At 72.7% G+C, this 17,897-nt stretch carries 14 protein-coding genes and 1 pseudogene; 8 read left to right on the top strand and 7 right to left on the bottom strand.

From position 1 onward, the window contains the following. Positions 1-3: 3 nt before the first annotated feature. Entirely contained in the window at positions 4-1,233 is a 1,230-nt protein-coding gene (gene fahA / locus CRV15_RS10605) for a fumarylacetoacetase (protein ID WP_009997277.1), read from the bottom strand. 68 nt (positions 1,234-1,301) lie between these two features. Continuing rightward, complete coding sequence (locus tag CRV15_RS10600; RefSeq protein WP_003961478.1) at positions 1,302-3,356, bottom strand: CocE/NonD family hydrolase; 2,055 nt, start codon at positions 3,354-3,356, stop codon at positions 1,302-1,304. A gap of 239 nt (positions 3,357-3,595) precedes the next feature. Between CRV15_RS10600 and CRV15_RS10595 the strand changes: the two genes are divergently transcribed. The 5 genes from CRV15_RS10595 to CRV15_RS10575 all read left to right on the top strand — a co-directional run bounded on the left by CRV15_RS10595 (position 3,596) and on the right by CRV15_RS10575 (position 9,950). Continuing rightward, on the top strand, positions 3,596-4,606 hold the full coding sequence (locus tag CRV15_RS10595) for a polyprenyl synthetase family protein (protein WP_003956211.1): 1,011 nt from the start codon (positions 3,596-3,598) through the stop codon (positions 4,604-4,606). 275 nt (positions 4,607-4,881) lie between these two features. After that, positions 4,882-6,048 (top strand): CHRD domain-containing protein, encoded by a 1,167-nt coding sequence (locus tag CRV15_RS10590; RefSeq protein WP_003961479.1) that lies wholly within the window; start codon positions 4,882-4,884, stop codon positions 6,046-6,048. A gap of 310 nt (positions 6,049-6,358) precedes the next feature. Beyond that, the gene (locus CRV15_RS10585) at positions 6,359-7,774 is read left to right on the top strand and encodes a LolA family protein (protein WP_003956214.1); all 1,416 of its coding nucleotides are present in this window, start codon (positions 6,359-6,361) and stop codon (positions 7,772-7,774) included. Positions 7,775-7,981: 207 nt separating this feature from the next. Further along, a complete protein-coding gene (locus CRV15_RS10580) occupies positions 7,982-8,941 on the top strand; it encodes an ABC transporter ATP-binding protein (RefSeq protein ID WP_003961480.1) in 960 nt (319 codons plus the stop codon). Next, positions 8,928-9,950 (top strand): ABC transporter permease, encoded by a 1,023-nt coding sequence (locus CRV15_RS10575; RefSeq protein ID WP_009997278.1) that lies wholly within the window; start codon positions 8,928-8,930, stop codon positions 9,948-9,950. The genes CRV15_RS10580 and CRV15_RS10575 overlap by 14 nt, the downstream gene beginning before the upstream one ends. 220 nt (positions 9,951-10,170) lie before the next feature. Here the strand turns inward: CRV15_RS10575 and CRV15_RS10570 are convergent. Together CRV15_RS10570 and CRV15_RS10565 are read right to left on the bottom strand one after the other, a co-directional pair. Next, a pseudogene (locus CRV15_RS10570) lies at positions 10,171-11,136 on the bottom strand (M28 family metallopeptidase); the annotation flags it as partial. 482 nt (positions 11,137-11,618) lie between these two features. After that, positions 11,619-12,065: a VOC family protein gene (locus CRV15_RS10565; protein WP_003956219.1), complete on the bottom strand. Its 447-nt coding sequence runs from the start codon at positions 12,063-12,065 to the stop codon at positions 11,619-11,621. Between the two features lie 21 nt (positions 12,066-12,086). Between CRV15_RS10565 and CRV15_RS10560 the strand changes: the two genes are divergently transcribed. Next, complete coding sequence (locus tag CRV15_RS10560) at positions 12,087-12,683, top strand: CGNR zinc finger domain-containing protein (protein ID WP_003956220.1); 597 nt, start codon at positions 12,087-12,089, stop codon at positions 12,681-12,683. Between the two features lie 100 nt (positions 12,684-12,783). On the opposite strand, the gene CRV15_RS10555 is transcribed toward CRV15_RS10560, so the two are convergent. After that, complete coding sequence (locus CRV15_RS10555; RefSeq protein ID WP_003956222.1) at positions 12,784-13,326, bottom strand: winged helix-turn-helix transcriptional regulator; 543 nt, start codon at positions 13,324-13,326, stop codon at positions 12,784-12,786. A 148-nt stretch (positions 13,327-13,474) separates the two neighbouring features. On the opposite strand from CRV15_RS10555, the gene CRV15_RS10550 reads away from it, so the two are divergent. Together CRV15_RS10550 and CRV15_RS10545 are read left to right on the top strand one after the other, a co-directional pair. Then, positions 13,475-14,890, top strand: coding sequence for an MFS transporter (locus CRV15_RS10550; RefSeq protein WP_230864160.1), 1,416 nt, complete (start codon positions 13,475-13,477; stop codon positions 14,888-14,890). 77 nt (positions 14,891-14,967) lie between these two features. Then, a complete protein-coding gene (locus tag CRV15_RS10545; RefSeq protein ID WP_003956224.1) occupies positions 14,968-15,405 on the top strand; it encodes a DUF6401 family natural product biosynthesis protein in 438 nt (145 codons plus the stop codon). Between the two features lie 73 nt (positions 15,406-15,478). On the opposite strand, the gene CRV15_RS10540 is transcribed toward CRV15_RS10545, so the two are convergent. Beyond that, on the bottom strand, positions 15,479-16,300 hold the full coding sequence (locus CRV15_RS10540; protein ID WP_003961482.1) for a mechanosensitive ion channel family protein: 822 nt from the start codon (positions 16,298-16,300) through the stop codon (positions 15,479-15,481). A 222-nt stretch (positions 16,301-16,522) separates the two neighbouring features. Further along, positions 16,523-17,515, bottom strand: a complete 993-nt coding sequence (gene rarD / locus CRV15_RS10535) for an EamA family transporter RarD (protein WP_372461439.1) — start codon at positions 17,513-17,515, stop codon at positions 16,523-16,525. Positions 17,516-17,897 lie beyond the last annotated feature (382 nt).

Raw genomic sequence — 17,897 nt, 5'->3', positions numbered from 1 at the left:
TCGCTACCGGGGCGCGGGGACGATCCGTCCGGTGACCTCGCCCAGGCCGATCCGTACCCCGTCGGGGCCCGGGGCCCAGGCCGTCATCGTCACCTCGTCGCCGTCCGCCAGGAACGTCCGCCGCCCCGTGGGCAGTTCCAGCGCGTCCCGCCCGTTCCAGGTCAGTTCGAGCAGGGAGCCGCGCTGGTGCGGCTCGGGCCCGCTGACCGTTCCGGAGCCGTAGAGGTCGCCGGTCCGCAGCGAGGCCCCGTTCACCGTCATCTGGGCGAGCTGCTGCGCGGCCGTCCAGTACATCGACGCGAACGGCGGCTCCGCGACCACCTGCCCGTTGACGGCCACGCTGATCCGCAGGTCGAAGCCGCCCGGCTCCTCCTCGGCGGTGTCGTCGAGATACGGCAGCACCGGCACGTCCCGCGCGGGCGGGGCGGTCCGGGCCGCGTCCAGCGCCTCCAGCGGGGTCACCCACGCCGAGACCGAGGTGGCGAAGGACTTGCCGAGGAACGGTCCCAGCGGGACGTACTCCCATGCCTGGATGTCCCGTGCCGACCAGTCGTTGAGCAGCGAGACCCCGAAGACATGGTCGCGGAAGGCGGCGAGCGGCACCGGGTGCCCCTGCGCGGAGGGGACGCCGACGACGAAGCCGACCTCCGCCTCGATGTCGAGTTTCACGCTCGGCCCGAAGACGGGCGCCGGGTCGGCGGGCGCCTTGCGCTGCCCGGAGGGCCGTACGACGTCCGTCCCCGAGACCACGACCGTTCCGGAGCGGCCGTGGTAACCGATCGGCAGATGCTTCCAGTTCGGCGTCAGCGGCTCCCCGCCCGGGCGGAAGATCTGTCCCACGTTGGCGGCGTGGTGCTCGCTGGCGTAGAAGTCCACATAGTCGGCGACCGTGTACGGGAGCCGCATGGTCACCGCCGGGAGCGGGATCAGCAGCGGCTCCACGGTGGCGCGGTGCGCGGGCACGGTCACCCAGGCGGTGAGTGCCCGGCGCACATCGTGCCAGGCGGTGCGCCCGGCGGCCAGCAGCGGATCGAGTCCGGGGCCGCCGAGCAGGGCGGCGTAGGGGGAGCCGAGGGCCGCTGCCGCCGCTCCCGCGTCCAGGACGTGGTTGCCGATCCGGACGCCGACCTTCCGGCGTCCGGGCTCGTCCGCCGTGGTGAAGACGCCGTACGGGAGGTTGTGCGGGCCGAAGGGATCGTCCCCGGCCAGATCGAGCGGGCTCTGCTCGGACATCGGTGCTTGCCTCGCTTTCATGGGGTGAGGACACCGTACGACGGGGTGGGCCCCGCCCGGCAGAGCGATCATCCCGCCAGTCGCGGAATCCTCTTCTCCCAGGTCCGATGGAAGACGATCTCTCTTCCGTCCCGGCAGACCACCTCGTCCCGCAGGACGAAGTCGTCGGCGTCGCAGCGGATTTCGGAACGGGTCTCGACGGTGGTGTCCCAGGGCAGCGCGGGCCGGTGCAGCCGGGTCCGCCAGACGGTGAGGGCGTGGGCCGAGAGGGGGTCGTGGGCGCGGATCGTCCAGGTCTGAAGGGCCTCCTCGGTCACTTCGAGCCCGTCCGGGTGGACCCGGGTGCCGCCGGGCACGGGGACGGTCTCCGAGCGGTGGACGCCGGTGCCCGGCTCGCGGATCAGCAGCCGCGCCGGACGCTCCCCCTCCAGGGTCCCGGCGGCCCCGACGAGCGGCGGTTCGGCCTGCTCCGGCTCCCTCTCCGGCGCGGGCTCCCGCGCCGTCGAAGGCCCGTTCCGCCGCTCCCGTACCGGGAGTTCGAGGTGCGAACCCTCCGGTACGAGGACGAATCCGGCTGCTGTGTCGTCGGCGGGCCAGAGCCAGGGCCAGTACGCGGAGGAGACGGCGAGCCGGATGCGGTGCCCGGGCCGGAAGGTGTGCCCGGCGGCGGCCAGGGCGAAGGAGACGGGCTCGGTCGCCCCCGGCGGCCAGGCGTGGGCGCGTTCGGTGCCATGGCGGGCGGAGAGCGCGAGGGCGCCCAGGGCGATCCGGGTGGACGTGCCGTCGGGCGCGACGTCGCAGAGCCGGGCCACGGCCTGCCCGTGGGGGACGCCGAGCCGCAGCAGCAGGGTGACGCGGGGGGTGCCGAGGAGTTCCACCGGCTCCCCGGCCACGGGGAACTCGAAACAGGCCGAGCAGGCGTCGTCGGCCCGCTGGTCGCCCCCGGTGGTGCCGTCGGTGGAACGGCAGGGGCCCGCCTCCAGGCCGGTGGACTGGGGCGAGGCGACGGGGACGGGATCGCCGCGCAGCTCGTACGCCACCGGGGTGACCTGCGGGGAGGGCCAGGCGGCGGTGCCGGTCCACCGCCCGGCGCCGGGGCCCGGCCGGTCGTCGGAGCCGCCGTCGGCCCCGGCGCCCCGGGTGCCGTCCCCGCTCCAGGTGCGCAGCAGCGGCTCGTCCATCACCCCGTTCTCGATGCCCCGCAGATGCCGGTCCCACCAGCGGCGGGTCTCCTGGAGGAAGCCGATCGCGGGACCGGGCCGCCCGTGGTCCGGGTACTGGTGCGACCACGGGCCGATCAGCCCGCGCACCCGCTCCGGCGGAAGCGTGCCCACCAGCCGCAGGACGGTGTCCCGGTAGGGGTCCCACCAGCCGCCGACGGCGAGCACGGCGGCGCGGACGGCGCTGAGGTCCGGGCCGGGCCGGGCGGCGGCGGGCCCCGGGGACGCCGCCGCCCAGAAGTCGTCCCTGAGCTGATGGGCGAGCCAGTGGTGGGCGGCGGGCTCGACCGTCTCCAGCCGCTCCAGCCAGCGGGCGCGCCACGGTGCGCCGCTGTGCGCGGGGTCGGGCGGGCGGCAGCCCGTCGACAGCAGCGCGGCGGACGCGGAGTGCAGCGACTCGGCGAGGACCGCGCCGCCCAGATAGCGTCCGCCGTTGGTGTGGGGGTCGTCCCCGCAGCAGACCGCGACGACGGCCTTGAGCGGTTCGGGGGCGCGCGCGGCGGTCGCCAGGGCGCAGCTCCCGCCCCAGCCGAGGCCGAACATCCCGATCCGCCCGGTGCACCAGGGCTGCCCGGCCAGCCAGTCGATCACGTCGACGGCGTCCGCGAGGGCGGTGGCGCCGCCCGGCAGCCCGGCGGGGTCCGGTGTCCCGCCGCTGTTCCCGTGCCCGCGCGCCTCGACGCGGACGGACGCGTAGCCGTGCCCCGCGTACCAGGGGTGGCGCTGGGCGTCGCGTGTCACCGTCGTGTCCGTCAGCCTTTCCGGCGAATACTCCAGCAGTGCGGGGACAGGTTCTCCGGTGCGGGGGCGCCAGACGCGGGCGAAGAGGGTGAGGTCCCCGTGAACGGGGATGCGGACGTCCTGATGACTGGTTTCATAGGGGAACCGAAGGCGGTGGCGCATGGCGGGGCCTCGATGCACGGTGTACGGCCCGCCGCCGGACCGCGTCCGGGTGCGGTTCCCGGCTGCTCGCAGATCTTGGCGAAATGGGCCTTTTCTGGTCGTATGTGCTGATCACGAACATACCGGGGGCGGCGGGAAGGCGCTCACGGTGATCGAAACGCGACCGGATACGCTGACTTGAGTGAATCCACCGACACATCGACAATCCGTGTGATTATCAGCAGACAGGAGACCACCTCGTGACCGACGTCGGGCCGTTCGGGCTGAGCGTGCGGGACCAGGCCCTTGAAGCCGATGTCCACAACGGACTGTCGGCCGTGGAAGCCGGTCTGCTCGATGCCACCAAGAGCGAGGTGCCCTTCATCACGGAGGCGGCGCAACATCTCGTCCGCGCCGGGGGCAAGCGCTTCCGCCCGCTGCTGGTGATGCTGGCGGCACAGTTCGGTGACCCCTACAGCCCCGGTGTCGTGCCCGCTGCCGTCGTCATGGAGCTGACGCACCTCGCGACGCTCTACCACGACGATGTGATGGATGAGGCGGACGTGCGGCGCGGGGTCCCCAGCGCCAACGCCCGCTGGGGGAACTCGGTGGCGGTGCTGACCGGGGACTTCCTCTTCGCCCGCGCCTCCCACATCCTCGCCGACCTCGGCCCCGAGGCCGTCCGGATTCAGGCCGAGGCGTTCGAGCGGCTGGTCACCGGCCAGATCCTGGAGACCGCGGGTCCCCGCGAGGGCGGCGACCCCATCGAGCACTATCTCGATGTGATCGGGGGCAAGACGGGTTCGCTGATCGCCGTCTCGGGCCGGATCGGCGCGATGATGGCCGGTGCCGACGAACGGATCGTGGACACGCTCACCCAGTACGGGGAGCGGCTGGGGGTCGCCTTCCAGCTCGCCGACGACGTCCTCGACATCGCCAGCCACTCGCACGAGTCGGGCAAGACGCCCGGCACGGATCTGCGGGAGGGCATTCCCACCCTGCCGGTGCTGCGGCTGCGCGAGCGGGCGAAGGCCACGGGCGAGGCGGCGGACCGGGAGCTGGTCGAGCTGCTCGACGGGGATCTCGCGGACGACGACCGGCTCGCCGAGGTGCTGCGCCGCTTCCGTGACCACCCCGCGCTGGAGCAGGCCCGGAGGGACACCGTCCGGTACGCCCAGGAGGCGCGCGCCACGCTCGCGCCGCTGCCGGACTGCCCGGCGAAGGCGGCGCTGGAGGAGTTGTGCGACGCGGTGGTGCACCGGGCCGGCTGAGCCCGCGGAATCCGTCCGGAGGGGGCGGGGCGCGACGTGCGGACGTCGTGGCCCGCCCCTTTTCGCCGCTCCGGGGCGGTCCGTGGCGGGCGTCCCGGAGCGGTGTCGGCGCGGGGAGCCCCGCGGCTCGGGGGCCGGGCGCGAAGCGGAGTCGTTCAATCCGGATTCTGTGATGCTGGCCATACTTCTGGATTGAGTCCAGGGCGGGGCCTCTTCGTACTCGTGTGCGGAAGTCGACGCACAGGGCGTCGGCGCCGGTACGGGGAGTCCTCCTGATGAAGCGCACCAAGACCATCCTTGTCGGTATCACCGCTGTTGTGGCCGCGGCCGGTGTGGGGTTCGCCGTTCTCCCCGCTGTCGCGGATGCCCTGAGCGACACCAAGGGCAACGGGAGCAACGGGAGCACCGGCAGCGCCGAGGGTGCAGGGAAGGCCGAGGACGCTGGGAAGGCCGGGAGTACCGGGAAGGTCGAGGGCACCGAGGGCGCTGAGGGTGGCGGGAGTGCCGGGGCCGCGGGGGGCACCGGCGGTGCCGGGGGCCACGGCTCCCACGCGGGCCACGGAGCGGGCGAGGCCGTCTCGGCCGCGGGCCTGGACGCCGCGGGCAAGGCCAAAGCCTGGTACTTCGTGGCCAGTTTGAACGGTGCCAACGAGGTTCCGGTGGCCGGTGGCCCCGCCGTCGGCGACCGTGACGGCCGGGCGCTCCAGTTCGTCAAGGTCCAGGGCGACACGGTCTCCGTCGCCATGAAGTTCCGCGGTGTCGCCAAGCCGACCGCCCTCCACATCCACCAGGGCAAGCGCGGCACCAACGGCGGGGTGAAGGTCGACTTCACTCCGCTCCTGAGCAGGGTCACCTCGCTGAACGGCTGGACGGGCGCCGTGACCGGCTCCGTGAAGGTCAGGGACGCGGCCCTGCTGAAGTCCTTCGTCGGCGACCCGAACGGCTTCTACGCCAATCTGCACACCGCCGAGTTCCCCGGCGGCGCCGTGCGCGCCCAGTACCACCAGGTGACCCAGGGCCTCACGTTCTCCAAGGCGCTGGAGAACTTCCAGGCGTCCGTGGTCGAGGGACAGCAGATCTACGCGTGCGAGCGCGGCACCAATGGCACCTGGTCCTTCCAGCAGCGCGATGTGACGGCCAGGCTGGGCGGCCACATCGGCCACTCCTTCGTGGCGCCGGGCTCGGGCACCCCGCAGTGGATCGCCCCCGACCGCAGCGCGGTGACCGGTTCCCTGGTCAGCAGCGTGGACAACGGTTCCAGGAACATCCCCGAGCTGGACCTGAAGGCCACCCGGTCCGGCAGGGGGGCGGGGCTGCTCGCGACGTCCCACGAGATCCTGCGGCTGAACACCGTGGGCGGCGTGGCACCCGAGGGCGGCTGCGCGAAGGGCGCGACAGCCAGGGTCGCCTACGGCGCCGACTACGTCTTCATCCAGAAGTGAGTCTCCGGGGCGGTGCGCCGCCACGCACCGTCCCGGGCCGCGCCCGCCCCTACGGGAGGGGGCCGGGCGACCCCCCTACGGGAAGGGGCCGGGCGTCTCCCCTACGGGAAGGGGAGGCGCCCGGCTGTTTCGTCATCCCTGAGCAGTACGGCAAGTTGCTCCCGGGGGCGGACGCTGACGGCCCATGTGTTTGGTGTGATGGATACATCGCCCCGGGGCGGCCGACGCTTCCGGGTGAGGGCGCTCCCCCGACCGGCAGGGGCCCGTCCGGCACCACCGCTTCTGACCGACCACGGAGGTAGTCCACACCATGGAAGCCAACGACAGCGCACGGAGCACCGAGGAGACCCAGGGCGCCGGAGGCCGCCGCAAGAAGGCCGCGCGCTACGCCGTCCCCGTCGCCGTGGCCGGCATCGCGGCGGCGACCATCGGACTGGTCCCGGCGCTGGCCGCTTCCGGCGATCCGGACCTCCCGGACATCACGGCCCAGCAGCTCATCGAGAAGATCGCCGCGTCGGAGACCCAGCAGCTCTCCGGCACGGTGAAGATCACCACGGATCTGGGCCTGCCGGGTCTGGACGGTCTTGAGGGCCTCGCCCCGGGCGCCCTGGGCTCCGGCGGCCCCGGCGGCTCCTCGGCGGACCCCCAGGAGAAGCTGACCGAGCTGGCGTCCGGCGGCTCGCACACCCTGCGGATCGCCATCGACGGACCCGAGCGGCAGAAGCTCTCGGTCCTCGACGAGACCTCCGAGTACAGCGTGATCCACAACGGCGGCGAGCTGTGGGCGTACAACAGCGAGAGCAACGAGGTCTACCACGAGAAGGACCTCACCGGGGGCAAGGGTCATGGCGGGGGCGCCCCCGGCGGCAAGGGCGCGAAGGGCCCGGACCGGCTGCCGACGACGCCGCAGGAGCTGGCCCGGACGGTGCTCGACGCGGCGCGCGGGGCGAGCACCTCGGTCGAGGTCGACGGCACCGCCCAGATCGCCGGGCGGGACGCGTACCAGCTCGCGATCAAGCCCGAGCAGAGCGGCTCCACCATCGGCTCCATCAAGATCGCGGTGGATGAGAGGACGGGCACGCCCCTCCGGTTCACGGTGAATCCGAGCGACGGCGGCAAGGCCGCGATCGACATCGGCTTCACCAAGGTGAACTTCGCCAAGCCCGCCCCGGCGATGTTCGACTTCACCCCGCCCAAGGGCGCGAAGCTCGTCGAGGGCGACACAGCCGACAGGGCCGGGGCCGAGGGCTTCGGCGGGCTGGGCGAGAAGGAGCTGAAGAAGCTCGAAGGCGAGTTCGGCAAGGACCTGGGCAAGGACTTCGGCAAGGACTTCGAGAAGGACCTCGCCGCGCTGGAGAAGGAGTTCGGGGCCGGGACGGGCCAGGCCGTCGAGGACCTGGGCAAGGACCTGGGCAAGGACCTGGAGAAGGAGTTCGGGGCCGGGCTGCCCGGCGGCGGGCTGAACATCCTCGGCAAGGACTGGACCTCCATAGCCACCTTCAAGGTCCCGGGCGGCGGACTGCTCGCCTCGGCCTCGGAGAAGGACCTCCCGGAGGAGGCGCGCGGGATGCTGGACATGTTCGGCGACAAGGTCAGCGGCGACTTCGGCTCGGGCAAGGTCTTCACCTCCCGCCTGGTCAACGCCCTGGTGACGGACGACGGCACGGTCTACGCGGGCGCGGTCACCCAGGACGCCCTGGTGAAGGCGGCCAACGCGGCCAAGTAGCGGGACACCCGGGCGGACGGGCCACGGGCCGCCGCACGGGCCGTCACCGACCGTCCCCGCCCGCCCCGCCGTGCTCTGTACGGCGGGGCGGGCGTCTGTGCGCGTCCGGGTGCGTGGAAGCCCCGGGCCGCGGGAAGGGGGAGACGGCTCGTACGCTCGTACGGTGGGGCGGACGGCTGATCGGGTACGGCGGACGGGGGACGGCGGATGACAGCGGTGATCGAGACCCGGGGGCTCACCAAGCGCTACCGGGGCGGGCAACTCGCCGTCGACGGCCTCGACCTGACTGTCCCGGCGGGCAGTGTGTACGGCTATCTGGGACCGAACGGCTCCGGCAAGACGACCACCATCCGCATGCTGATGGGCCTCATCGAGCCGACCTCGGGCACCGCCACCGTCCTCGGTGAGCCGATGCCGCAGTCGGCCCGCACCGTTCTGCCCCGGGTGGGCGCGCTGATCGAGGGACCGGCCCTGTACGGCTTCCTCAGCGGACGGGACAATCTGCTGCGGTACGACGCCGCCGACCCCACCGCCGACCCCGCGACCAGGTCCCGCAGGGTAGCCGCCGCGCTCGACCGGGTCGGGCTCACCGGAGCGGCGGGCAAGAAGGCCAAGGCGTACTCACTGGGCATGAAACAGCGGCTCGGCCTGGCCGCCGCCCTGCTCCAGCCGCGCGGGCTGCTCGTCCTGGACGAGCCCACCAACGGTCTCGACCCCCAGGGCATGCGGGAGATCCGCGCCCTCGTCCGTGAGCTGGCCGCCGACGGGACCACGGTCTTTCTCTCGTCCCATCTCCTGGACGAGATCGAGCAACTGTGCACCCATGTGGCCGTGATGGCCCAGGGACGGCTGCTCACCCAGGGCCCGGTGGCCGAGCTGGCGGCCCGGGCGCGGGGGCGGCTGAGCGTCCTCACCCCCGACACCGCGCGGGCGGCCCGGCTGCTCGTCTCCCTGGGGGTGGCGGGGGTGACCGTCGAGGACGGCAGCCGTGGCGAGGGCGGTGGCCGGGTCACCGCGGAGCCACCGGGGGAGGGGACGGAACTCTCCGACCTCAACGCGGCGTTGGTCGAGGAGGGGGTACGGGTGCGGGGCTTCGGTGTCGAGCGGGCGTCGCTGGAGGACGCGTTCGTCGCGCTCACGGGGGAGGGTTTCGATGTCGCGGGATGACACCACGGCGGTTGACCCGGCGGGAGGTCCGGTGGGAGGTCCGGCGGCGGACCGGGAGACGGGTCCCGAGACGGGTCCGGTGGCGGACCGGCCGGAGGCGGGCTCAGCGCCGGGCGCGGAGCCGGGTCGTCCGGGTGGCGCCCCCGGGGCGCTGTGGACGCTCGGGCTCTTCCGCTCCGAGCTGCTGGTCACCCTGCGCCGCCGGCGGACGCTCGCGCTGCTCGCGGTGCTGGCCGCCGTCCCCGTCCTGATCGGCCTCGCGGTCCGGATCGAGACCGGGGACGGCGGCTCGGTCGGCGGCCACGGGGAGGACGGGGACGGGCGCGGCGAGGGCGGCGGGCCCGCGTTCGTCTCCCAGGTCACCAACAACGGGCTGTTCCTGGTCTTCGCCTCGCTCGCCGCCACTCTGCCGGTCTTTCTGCCGATGGCGGTCGGGGTCGTCGCGGGCGACGCCATCGCGGGCGAGGCAAGCGCGGGGACCCTGCGCTATCTGCTGGTCGCCCCGGCGGGCCGGGCCCGGCTGCTGCTCGCCAAGTACCTCACCACGCTGGTCTTCTGCCTGGTGGCGACGGTGGTGGTGGCCGCTTCGGCGCTCGCGGTGGGCGCGCTGCTCTTCCCGCTCGGGGGGGTCACCACCATCTCCGGGACCACGATCGGCTTCGGCGCGGGGCTGCTCAGGGCGGTGCTGGTCGCGGCGGTCGTGGCGGCGTCGCTCTCCGGGCTCGCCGCGCTCGGCCTGTTCGTCTCCACCCTCACGAGCAGCGGGGTGACGGCGATGGCGGCGACGGTGGGCCTGTTGATCACGGCCCAGATCCTGGACGCGATACCGCAGTTGGACGCCGTCCACCCGTATCTCTTCCCGCACTACTGGCTGTCGTTCTCGGATCTGCTGAGAGACCCGGTCCTCTGGGACGGGATAGCGCGGAACCTCGGGCTCCAACTGCTCTGGACGGCGGTGTTCGGGTCGGCGGCGTGGGCGCGGTTCACCAGCCGGGACATCACCGCCTGAGCCGCTGGGCCGGGCTGGGCGCCTTGGGTGCGGCTGGGTCCGGACATGACTGCATGCGTGTGCGGTGGGCACACACGCATGCAGTCTGTGGGGGGTGGCGGTGGAGATGGTTCCGGTGGAGATGGTCCCTGCGCGGCCGGTGGTCGTCCGGTCGGCCGCAGTGGTGGCCGGTGGGGCGCGGTCGTCCGCTGAGCGTGTCCCACCGGCGGCACGGTCAGTTGCTGAGCGTCCAGATCGCGTGGGCGATGGCGTCGCTCGAACGGTCCAGCGTGGTGTCGCCGATGTTCGCGAGGGTGTCGCACGCCCGGTGGTAGCAGGGGTCGAAGGCCCGGCCCGCGGTGCCGCCCCACTTCTGGACCTGTGCCGCCGTCTTGAGCCGGCCCGCGCCGGTGAAGAGACCGCCGACGGGGATGCCCACGTTCTTGAAGGAGGCGTGGTCGGAGCGGCCGTCGCCCTCGGTGTCGGGCTCGGTGGCGACACCGATCCCGGTGAGGTAGCCCTTGAGGGCACTCTCGATCGCCGGGTCGTCGTCGTAGACGAAGTAACCGCCGTTCGTGGCCCCGATCATGTCGAAGTTGAGATAGCCGGAGATCTTGGACCGCTCGGTGGACGGCAGGCTGTTCACATAGTCCCGGGAGCCGATGAGCCCCAGCTCCTCCGCGCCCCACCAGGCGAACCGCAGATGCTTCGCGGGCTTGAACCCTTCGCGGGCGACGGCGAGGGCGGTCTCCAGGATTCCGGCGGAGCCCGAGCCGTTGTCGTTGATCCCGGCACCGGCGGTGACGGAGTCGAGGTGGGCCCCGGCCATCAGCACCCGGTTGGGGTCGCCGCCGGGCCAGTCGGCGATCAGGTTGTAGCCGGTGGTGCCGAGGTAGCTGAACTGCTGGACGGTGGTGATGAATCCGGCCGCGTCCAGCTTGGCCTTCAGATGGTCGACGGACGCCTTGTAGCCGGGGCGGCCATGGGCGCGGTTGCCGCCGTTGGCGGTGGCTATCGACTGGAGCTGGGTCAGATGCGCCTTGACGTTGGTGACCGGTATGTCAGGGGCGGCGAGCGCCCGTGCGCTGGTTCCGGGGGCGGTGGGGGCGCCGGGGACGGCCGAGGCGGCGGGCGCGGTGGTGGCCAGCAGCCCGGCCAGGGCTATGACGGCCGCCGTGGCCGTACGGCGCGGGAGGGAGATCTTCATCGATGGGCTCCGGATTCCGTGTGTGGGGACAGGACGGAAGGGCGCGACGCCACGGAACGGCGGTGTCCAGGGCGTTGGAGCGTGGGTGGTGCGGTGAACCGGTGGATGGTGCCGGTGAGATCAGAGGTATCAGTGGTACTGGAGGTACCGGTGGCGTCGGGCAGGACGAGGGTGGGTCATGCCCATGACATTCCACGGGACGGACGGCGCCCTCAGCGGGTGGGGGTGGGGTGTGCTGAGTGCGTGGTGCGTCCACAGAGTTCAGCGAGAGTTCGGCCTACCGTCAAGGGCGGAAACCGGTCAGTTACGTCCGTATAGAGGACGGCTGGTCCGCCCTCCGGAGCCGGTGGGGCGGGACGGGGCGGTGGATGCCCCGGGTGCGGCCCGGGTCCGGAGCGGTCGTGCCCCTGCACGGAACGATCCGTTCCGTGCAGGGGCACGATCGGTGGCACCCTCGGGGCGGGGCCCGCCCCGACCCGTGGTCACTCCACGCAGAATTCGTTCCCCTCGGGGTCCGCCATGATCGTCCATGTCCCCATGGGCTGGTTGTGCCGGTGCAGCACCTTCGCCCCCAGCTTCTCCAGCCGGGCCACTTCCGCCTCGCGGCGCTCCGGCCCCACATGGAGATCGAGATGGAGCCGGTTCTTGACCGTCTTGGCCTCCGGGACGCGCTGGAAGAGCAGCCGTCGGCCGTGGCAGATGCCGTTCTCGTCCACCGGGTCGTCCGGATGCCGGACTGCGGCGAGTTCGCGCCAGACCTCACGTCCGTACGCCCGCGTGGTCAGCCCCTCCGTCAGCAGCCCCTGTTCGGTGAGGCGCCGGATGAGGTCGCTGTGGTCCTCGATCTCGTATCCGAGGACGGCGGACCAGAACTCGGTCTGGGCGAGCGGGTCCTCGGCGTCGATGGTGAGCTTCCAGTGCAGGGCCATGTAACTGGTTATATTGGTTACATGACGGAAGCCGCAAGGGGATTGATCCTGACCCCGTCCGACGGGCGCTCTTTCCGCTTCGACCCCGGGGCGCTCTGTCTTGAGCTGCTGCTGACCGGGGGGCCGGGCCCGCTGGCCCGCTGGGAATCCCTGTACACCTCCGCCGACCTGGTGCGCTGGGCGGGGGAGAGCCGCCTTCCCGACGGGCTCGCCCCGGTGGTGACGGAACCGGAGGTGGCGGACGCCCGACGGCTGCGCGACGCCCTGCACCGGATCACCTCGGCCCGTGTCCATGGCCGGAAACTGCCCGCCGCCGATATGGCCGTGGTGAACGAGGCGGCGGCCCTGCCCCCGCCCGTGCCCTGCCTCACCCCCGAGGGGGAGCGCGGATGGGTCCCCGGGGCGAGCGGGTCCCAGGTGCTGTCGGCGGTGGCGCGGGACGCGGTGGAACTGTTCACCGGCCCCTGGGCCGGGCGGGTGCGCGAGTGCGGCGCCGACAACTGTCTGCTGCTCTTCGTGGACACCTCACGGCCGGGCCGCCGCCGCTGGTGCGCGATGGAGCGGTGCGGCAACCGGCACAAGGTGCGGGCACACCGGGCCCGCCCGGCGGATTCCTGAGCGGGGCCGAGGGGCCGGGTCCTGGCCGGGCGCCGTGACCGGGGCCGGACCGGGTCCGCGGGAAGTGCCCGGCGGACCGAAGGGGCCCGAGGGGGGCGGGCTAGCGGGCGGCGGCTGCCGCACCGCCGTGCACCGTCCCAGGCGTCTCCTGAGCCCGCACCGTCTCCTGCACCTCCTGCCTCTCCCGCTCCTCCTGTGCCTGCTGCGCTTCCCGTTCCGCGCGGATGTCGTACGCGGCGCGCGCCGCCGCGATCTCCTGCTGGTGCTCCTCGGTCCAGGTGACGAGCGAGCGGATCGTGGTGTGCAGGGTGCAGCCGAGCGCGGTGAGCGCGTACTCCACCCGGGGCGGCACGACCGGATGGACCGTACGGGTCACCAGACCGTCCCGCTCCAACTGCCGCAGGGTCACGGTCAGCATCCGCTGGCTGATGCCGTCGATCTCCCGGCGCAGTTCGGTGAAGCGCAGGACCCGGCTGTCGAGCAGCGCGATGACGAGCAGCGACCACTTGTCCGCCACCCGGTCGAGGATCTGGCGGACCTCGCAGCCCTCCCGGGTGTCCCACTGGAAGGGGTCCGGGTCGCCGCAGTCGCCGAAGCCGGTGAACGCGAGGTGCCTCGGTGACTTCGAAGTGCCTTCTTCCATGGAACGTCATGCTGGCGCAGGATCAGGACAGTTACAAGAGGGAACCGGCCCCATGGGAAGTAACTGACGTCACCCGTCGTTCCCTCCTCACACCCCTGGAGCCCTGGAGCCGACGATGCTCACGTCCGATCTGCCGCCCCACCCGCCCATGTCCACAGAGAGAGCCCCGGCCCCGGTGGAGGAGCGGCCCGGCGGGTCCGCCGCCCTGTCGGGCCGGTCCTGGGCCCTGCTGCTCGTCCTCTGCGGCGCGATCTTCCTGGAGGGCATCGATGTCGCGATGCTCGCCGTGGCCATCCCCACGATCCGCGCCGACCTCGGTCTCTCCACCGGCACGGCGGCCTGGGTGGTCAGCGGATACGTCCTCGGTTACGCGGGCTTCACCCTGCTCGGCGGCCGGGCCGCCGACCTCCTCGGCCGCCGCCGGATGTTCCTGGGCTGGCTCGTGGTCTTCCTGGTGTTCTCCGCGTTCGGCGGGCTGGCCACCGAGGGCTGGATGCTGGTCGTCTCCCGCTTTGTGACCGGTGTGGCCTCGGCCTTCATGACCCCCGCCGCCCTCTCGGTGATCACCACCTCGTACCCGGAGGGGCCGCAGCGCAACAAGGCGCTGCTGGTCTACGCCGGGACGTCCGCCGGAGGCTTCTCGCTCGGCTTGGTCATCGGCGGGCTGCTCACCCAGATCGGCTGGCGCTGGGTCTTCTTCGCCCCCGTGCTGCTCGCCGCCGCCATCCTGGTGGCCGCCGTCCGGCTGATCCCCGCCGAGCGGCCGCCGATACGGAAGGGAGGCTTCGACCTCCCGGGCGCGGCCACGGCGGCGGGCGCCATGCTGCTGCTCACCTATGGGATCGTGCGTCTGGAACACGGTCTGGACGGCTGGACGTTCACCCTGGCGGCCGTCGGCGCCGGGCTGCTGCTGGCGGGACTCTTCGTCCTGGTCGAACGGCGGACCCCGGCCCCGCTGGTACGGCTGGGCATTCTGCGCCGGGCCCCGCTGGTCCGGGCGGACCTGGGGGCGCTGCTGCTCCTGGGGTCCTTCATGGGCTTCCAGTTCATGACCACGCTCTACCTCCAGGAGCTGCGGGGCTGGGGCTCGCTGGAGACCTCGCTCGCGCTGCTGGTGATGGGGATCGACGTCGTCCTCGCGCCGACCGTCACCCCGATCCTGGTGAACCGTTTCGGCTATGGCCGGGTGATTCTCTCCGGCTTCGCCCTCGCGGCCCTGGGGTACGCGCTGTTCCTGCCGGTCGGCAGTGACTGGACCTATCTGATGATGCTGCCGACCCTGCTCTCCCTGGGGCTGGCCTTCGGGCTGGCCTACGGGCCGCTGACGATCGCGGCGACGGACGGTGTCGACGCCGGGGAACAGGGGCTGGCCGGTGGGCTGCTCCAGACCGCGACCCAGTTCGGCGCGGCGGTGGGGGTGGCCTCCGTGACGGCGGTGTACGGGCTGGTCGGCCCGGGTGCGGACGGCTTCCGGGCGGCGCTGGTGGTGCCGGTGGTGATGGCGCTGGTGGGGGTGGCGGTCGCCGTGCCGGGCGCGCGGCGCGGAGCCCCGGGGCGGCGGTAGGGCCTACCGCTTCCGGGAGCGGCGGGTGCGACCAAGCTCACGCCGGAGGGCGGCGCGGCGGCCCTTACCGTAGGGCAATGGACATTCCGCCCGCCGCTGGACCGAACGGACCGAACGGAGCGGCCCCCGGCTGCCCGCTGGTGGGTGTGGTCGCGACATATCTGCCCCGGCTCTCGGAGTTCGCCTTCGAGCCGGGGCTCGTCGCCGCTGTCGACCAGCACGCGGCGGCGGTCCGCGACGCCCTGCTCCCGGGCCCCCGCCGGTCACCGGAAGCCGGTGAAACCCATGAAGCCTGTGGAGCTGGTGAGGCCCATGCAGCGGTACCGCCGACCGCCCCGCTGTCCGCCCGTACCGACTTCACCCCCGTACGCCGGGACGATCTGGCCGACTATGTGCTCGGCTTCACGGACTGGCTCACGGAGACGGAGTGGACGGAGCCGGTGGGGTACGACTTCGCGACCCTGCGGCTGACGGCGGTCTGCTGGCTGGTGCGGGAGTACGACCTGCTCTCCTGACCGCCGTCGGCGGAGGAACGGCCCCCGGACGGCAGTCGCGTCCGGGGGCCGTTTCCTGGCGGGGTACGGGGGCTCACATCGGGTCGATGTTCTCGCGTCCCTCCGGGCCCCGGCCGCTCTCGCGTCCGCCGGGCGCCCGGGTGTCCGGCGCGGGCCGGCCCGCCTGGGCGTCGGCCCGTCCCCGCTGGTAGGCGCTGATGCTGTCCCGTGCCCGCGTCGACTCCTGCTCGGCCCGGCTCAGCCAGCGGTCCCACCGTTCCCGCATCGGGTTGATCAGACCGCCGCCGACGCCGACGATCAGGATTCCGGCGACGGTGGCGAGCACGGCGGTGAGCAGCGGTCCGGTGATGGCGGTCGCGATCCCCGCCTGGCCGAGGGCCGCGATCACACCGAGTGCGACGATGAACGCCCAGGCCACGGTGGCCAGCACCTTGCCGTACGACTGTCCGCCCAGTGCCCCCATGACGATGTCGCGCACCGCGCGGGCGATGGCCATGGCGACCACGACGATCACCAGCGCGATGATGGCCCTGGGCAGCCAGGCGACGACGGCCTCGATCATGCGGCTGATGGGGTTGGGCCCGAAGGCGCCGAAGGCCAGTTGCAGCACGATCAGCAGCAGACCGTAGTAGATGATCTTGGTGATGATGCCGGTGGCGTCGTACTTCGAGCCGCTCAGGGTGGCGGCGACCCCGCTGCGCTCGGCGAGCCGTTCGGTGCCTATCTTGCGCAGGACCTTGTCCACGACCCGGGCGATGAGCTTCGCGATGAACCAGCCGATCACCAGGATCACGAGGAAGGCGATGAGCTTGGGGACGAAACGGGCCACGGCGGACCACGCCTCGGTGAGGCCCTGGCCGAAGTCCACTGAGAGGGCGAGGGGGGACTGGGACATGACGCACACACTCCGTCCGCTGTGCGGGTCCCGCTCTCCGGGGCCTGGACTTCGGTCGTAACACCGGCGCGGTGGGTGGGGCCTGTGCCCAGGGCCGGGGATAGGCCGATGGAGTGGTATTTCGGGTGCCGGGCCGGGGCCGGGGAGGCCGACCGGGCCGGGGGTCCGGCCGGGCCGGAACGGGCCCTCCGCTCCGGTTCCGGTGACCGGGTGTGTACGGGCTCAGGACCTGCGGTCGGCGTCCGGAGCGGGAGCCGGAGCCGGGGCGGGAAGGGGAACGGGGACGGGAGCGGGCCCGGGGAGCGCGGGCTCCGGGACGGCGGGGGCCTGCGCGGCGGTCCGTGCGGAGTGCCCGGCCTGCTCGGCGAGCCGCAGCGCCGCCGCCTTGTTCCGCCGGGCGGTCCGCAGCGCGTCCCAGGTCAGCATGGCCAGCGCCAGCCAGACCAGGGTGAAACCGGCCCAGCGCTCCGGCGGCATGGCCTCCTTGAAATACAGCACGCCCAGCAGGAACTGGAAGACCGGCGCCAGATACTGGAGCAGCCCCAGCGTGGAGAGCGGCACCCGTATCGCCGCCGCGCCGAAGCAGATCAGCGGGACGGCCGTCACCACGCCGGTGAGCGCGAGCAGCGTGGCGTGCCCCACCCCTTCGGTGGCGAAGGTCGCCTCCCCCTGGGACCCCAGCCAGAGCAGAAAGCCCAGCGCGGGCAGGAACAGCACGGCGGTCTCCGCCGCCAGGGACTCCAGCCCGCCGAGATTGACCTTCTTCTTCACCAGGCCGTAGGTGGCGAAGGAGAAGGCCAGTACGAGCGAGATCCACGGCGGGCGGCCATAGCCGACGGCCAGGACGAGGACGGCGAGCGCGGCGGTGGCGACGGCGGCCCACTGCACCGGGCGCAGCCGCTCGTTCAGCAGGAGCACCCCCATGGCGATGGTCACCAGGGGGTTGATGAAGTAGCCGAGGGAGGCTTCGATCACCCGTTCGTTGTTGACGGCCCAGATGTACAGGCCCCAGTTGACGCTGATGACCGCTGCGGCGGCCGTGATCAGCCCCAGTCGGCGGGGGTTGGACAGCAACTCCCGCACCCACTGCCAGCGGCGCAGGGCGAGCAGGGCGACCACGACGAGGACGAGCGACCAGACCATCCGCTGGGCGAGGATCTCCATCGCGCCCGCGGGCTCCAGCAGCGGCCAGAAGAGGGGGACGAGCCCCCACATGCCATAGGCCCCGATTCCGTAGAGCAGTCCCGCTCTCTCTTCGCCGTCCCGCTTCACTGGACCGCCTGCCTTCCGCTTCCCGGCTCCCGCCGCCTTCTGGTGTCCGTCTCCGGCTGTCCGCTGCTTCGCGGTCTCGCTTCCGCGCGTCAAACCCTCTTGACGGTACGCGCCCGGACCCTCGGAAGTCATGCCCGTATCGCATGACGGTACTGGCACCTCGCCGACCTGCCGGGCGGGGCTCCGGGCCGGGCGGCCAGGGCCGGGCGCGTCTCACGGTCCGCCTCCGGGTCCGCCTCCGGGCCGGTACGGCAGCGGCCCCCGGCGGCCCGGCCCTCCCGGCGCCATGAGCGCGAGGGGGCGGGGTCACCGGGGGCCATGAGTA

Origin of the sequence: Streptomyces clavuligerus, from assembly GCF_005519465.1 — a bacterium.
Lineage (GTDB): Bacteria > Actinomycetota > Actinomycetes > Streptomycetales > Streptomycetaceae > Streptomyces > Streptomyces clavuligerus.
This window is presented reverse-complemented; position numbering and strand designations above follow the sequence as displayed.

Bases quoted from the DNA above. Each gene is read 5' to 3' on its own strand.
- rarD (WP_372461439.1), bottom strand. From the start codon at position 17,515: ATGTGGGGGCTCGTCCCCCTCTTCTGGCCGCTGCTGGAGCCCGCGGGC.
- CRV15_RS10565 (WP_003956219.1), bottom strand. From the start codon at position 12,065: ATGGCCCTGCACTGGAAGCTCACCATCGACGCCGAGGACCCGCTCGCC.
- CRV15_RS10555 (WP_003956222.1), bottom strand. From the start codon at position 13,326: ATGGAAGAAGGCACTTCGAAGTCACCGAGGCACCTCGCGTTCACCGGC.
- CRV15_RS10540 (WP_003961482.1), bottom strand. From the start codon at position 16,300: ATGTCCCAGTCCCCCCTCGCCCTCTCAGTGGACTTCGGCCAGGGCCTC.
- CRV15_RS10600 (WP_003961478.1), bottom strand. From the start codon at position 3,356: ATGCGCCACCGCCTTCGGTTCCCCTATGAAACCAGTCATCAGGACGTC.
- CRV15_RS10580 (WP_003961480.1), top strand. From the start codon at position 7,982: ATGACAGCGGTGATCGAGACCCGGGGGCTCACCAAGCGCTACCGGGGC.
- CRV15_RS10575 (WP_009997278.1), top strand. From the start codon at position 8,928: ATGTCGCGGGATGACACCACGGCGGTTGACCCGGCGGGAGGTCCGGTG.
- CRV15_RS10545 (WP_003956224.1), top strand. From the start codon at position 14,968: ATGGACATTCCGCCCGCCGCTGGACCGAACGGACCGAACGGAGCGGCC.
- CRV15_RS10590 (WP_003961479.1), top strand. From the start codon at position 4,882: ATGAAGCGCACCAAGACCATCCTTGTCGGTATCACCGCTGTTGTGGCC.
- fahA (WP_009997277.1), bottom strand. From the start codon at position 1,233: ATGTCCGAGCAGAGCCCGCTCGATCTGGCCGGGGACGATCCCTTCGGC.
- CRV15_RS10560 (WP_003956220.1), top strand. From the start codon at position 12,087: ATGACGGAAGCCGCAAGGGGATTGATCCTGACCCCGTCCGACGGGCGC.
- CRV15_RS10550 (WP_230864160.1), top strand. From the start codon at position 13,475: ATGTCCACAGAGAGAGCCCCGGCCCCGGTGGAGGAGCGGCCCGGCGGG.
- CRV15_RS10585 (WP_003956214.1), top strand. From the start codon at position 6,359: ATGGAAGCCAACGACAGCGCACGGAGCACCGAGGAGACCCAGGGCGCC.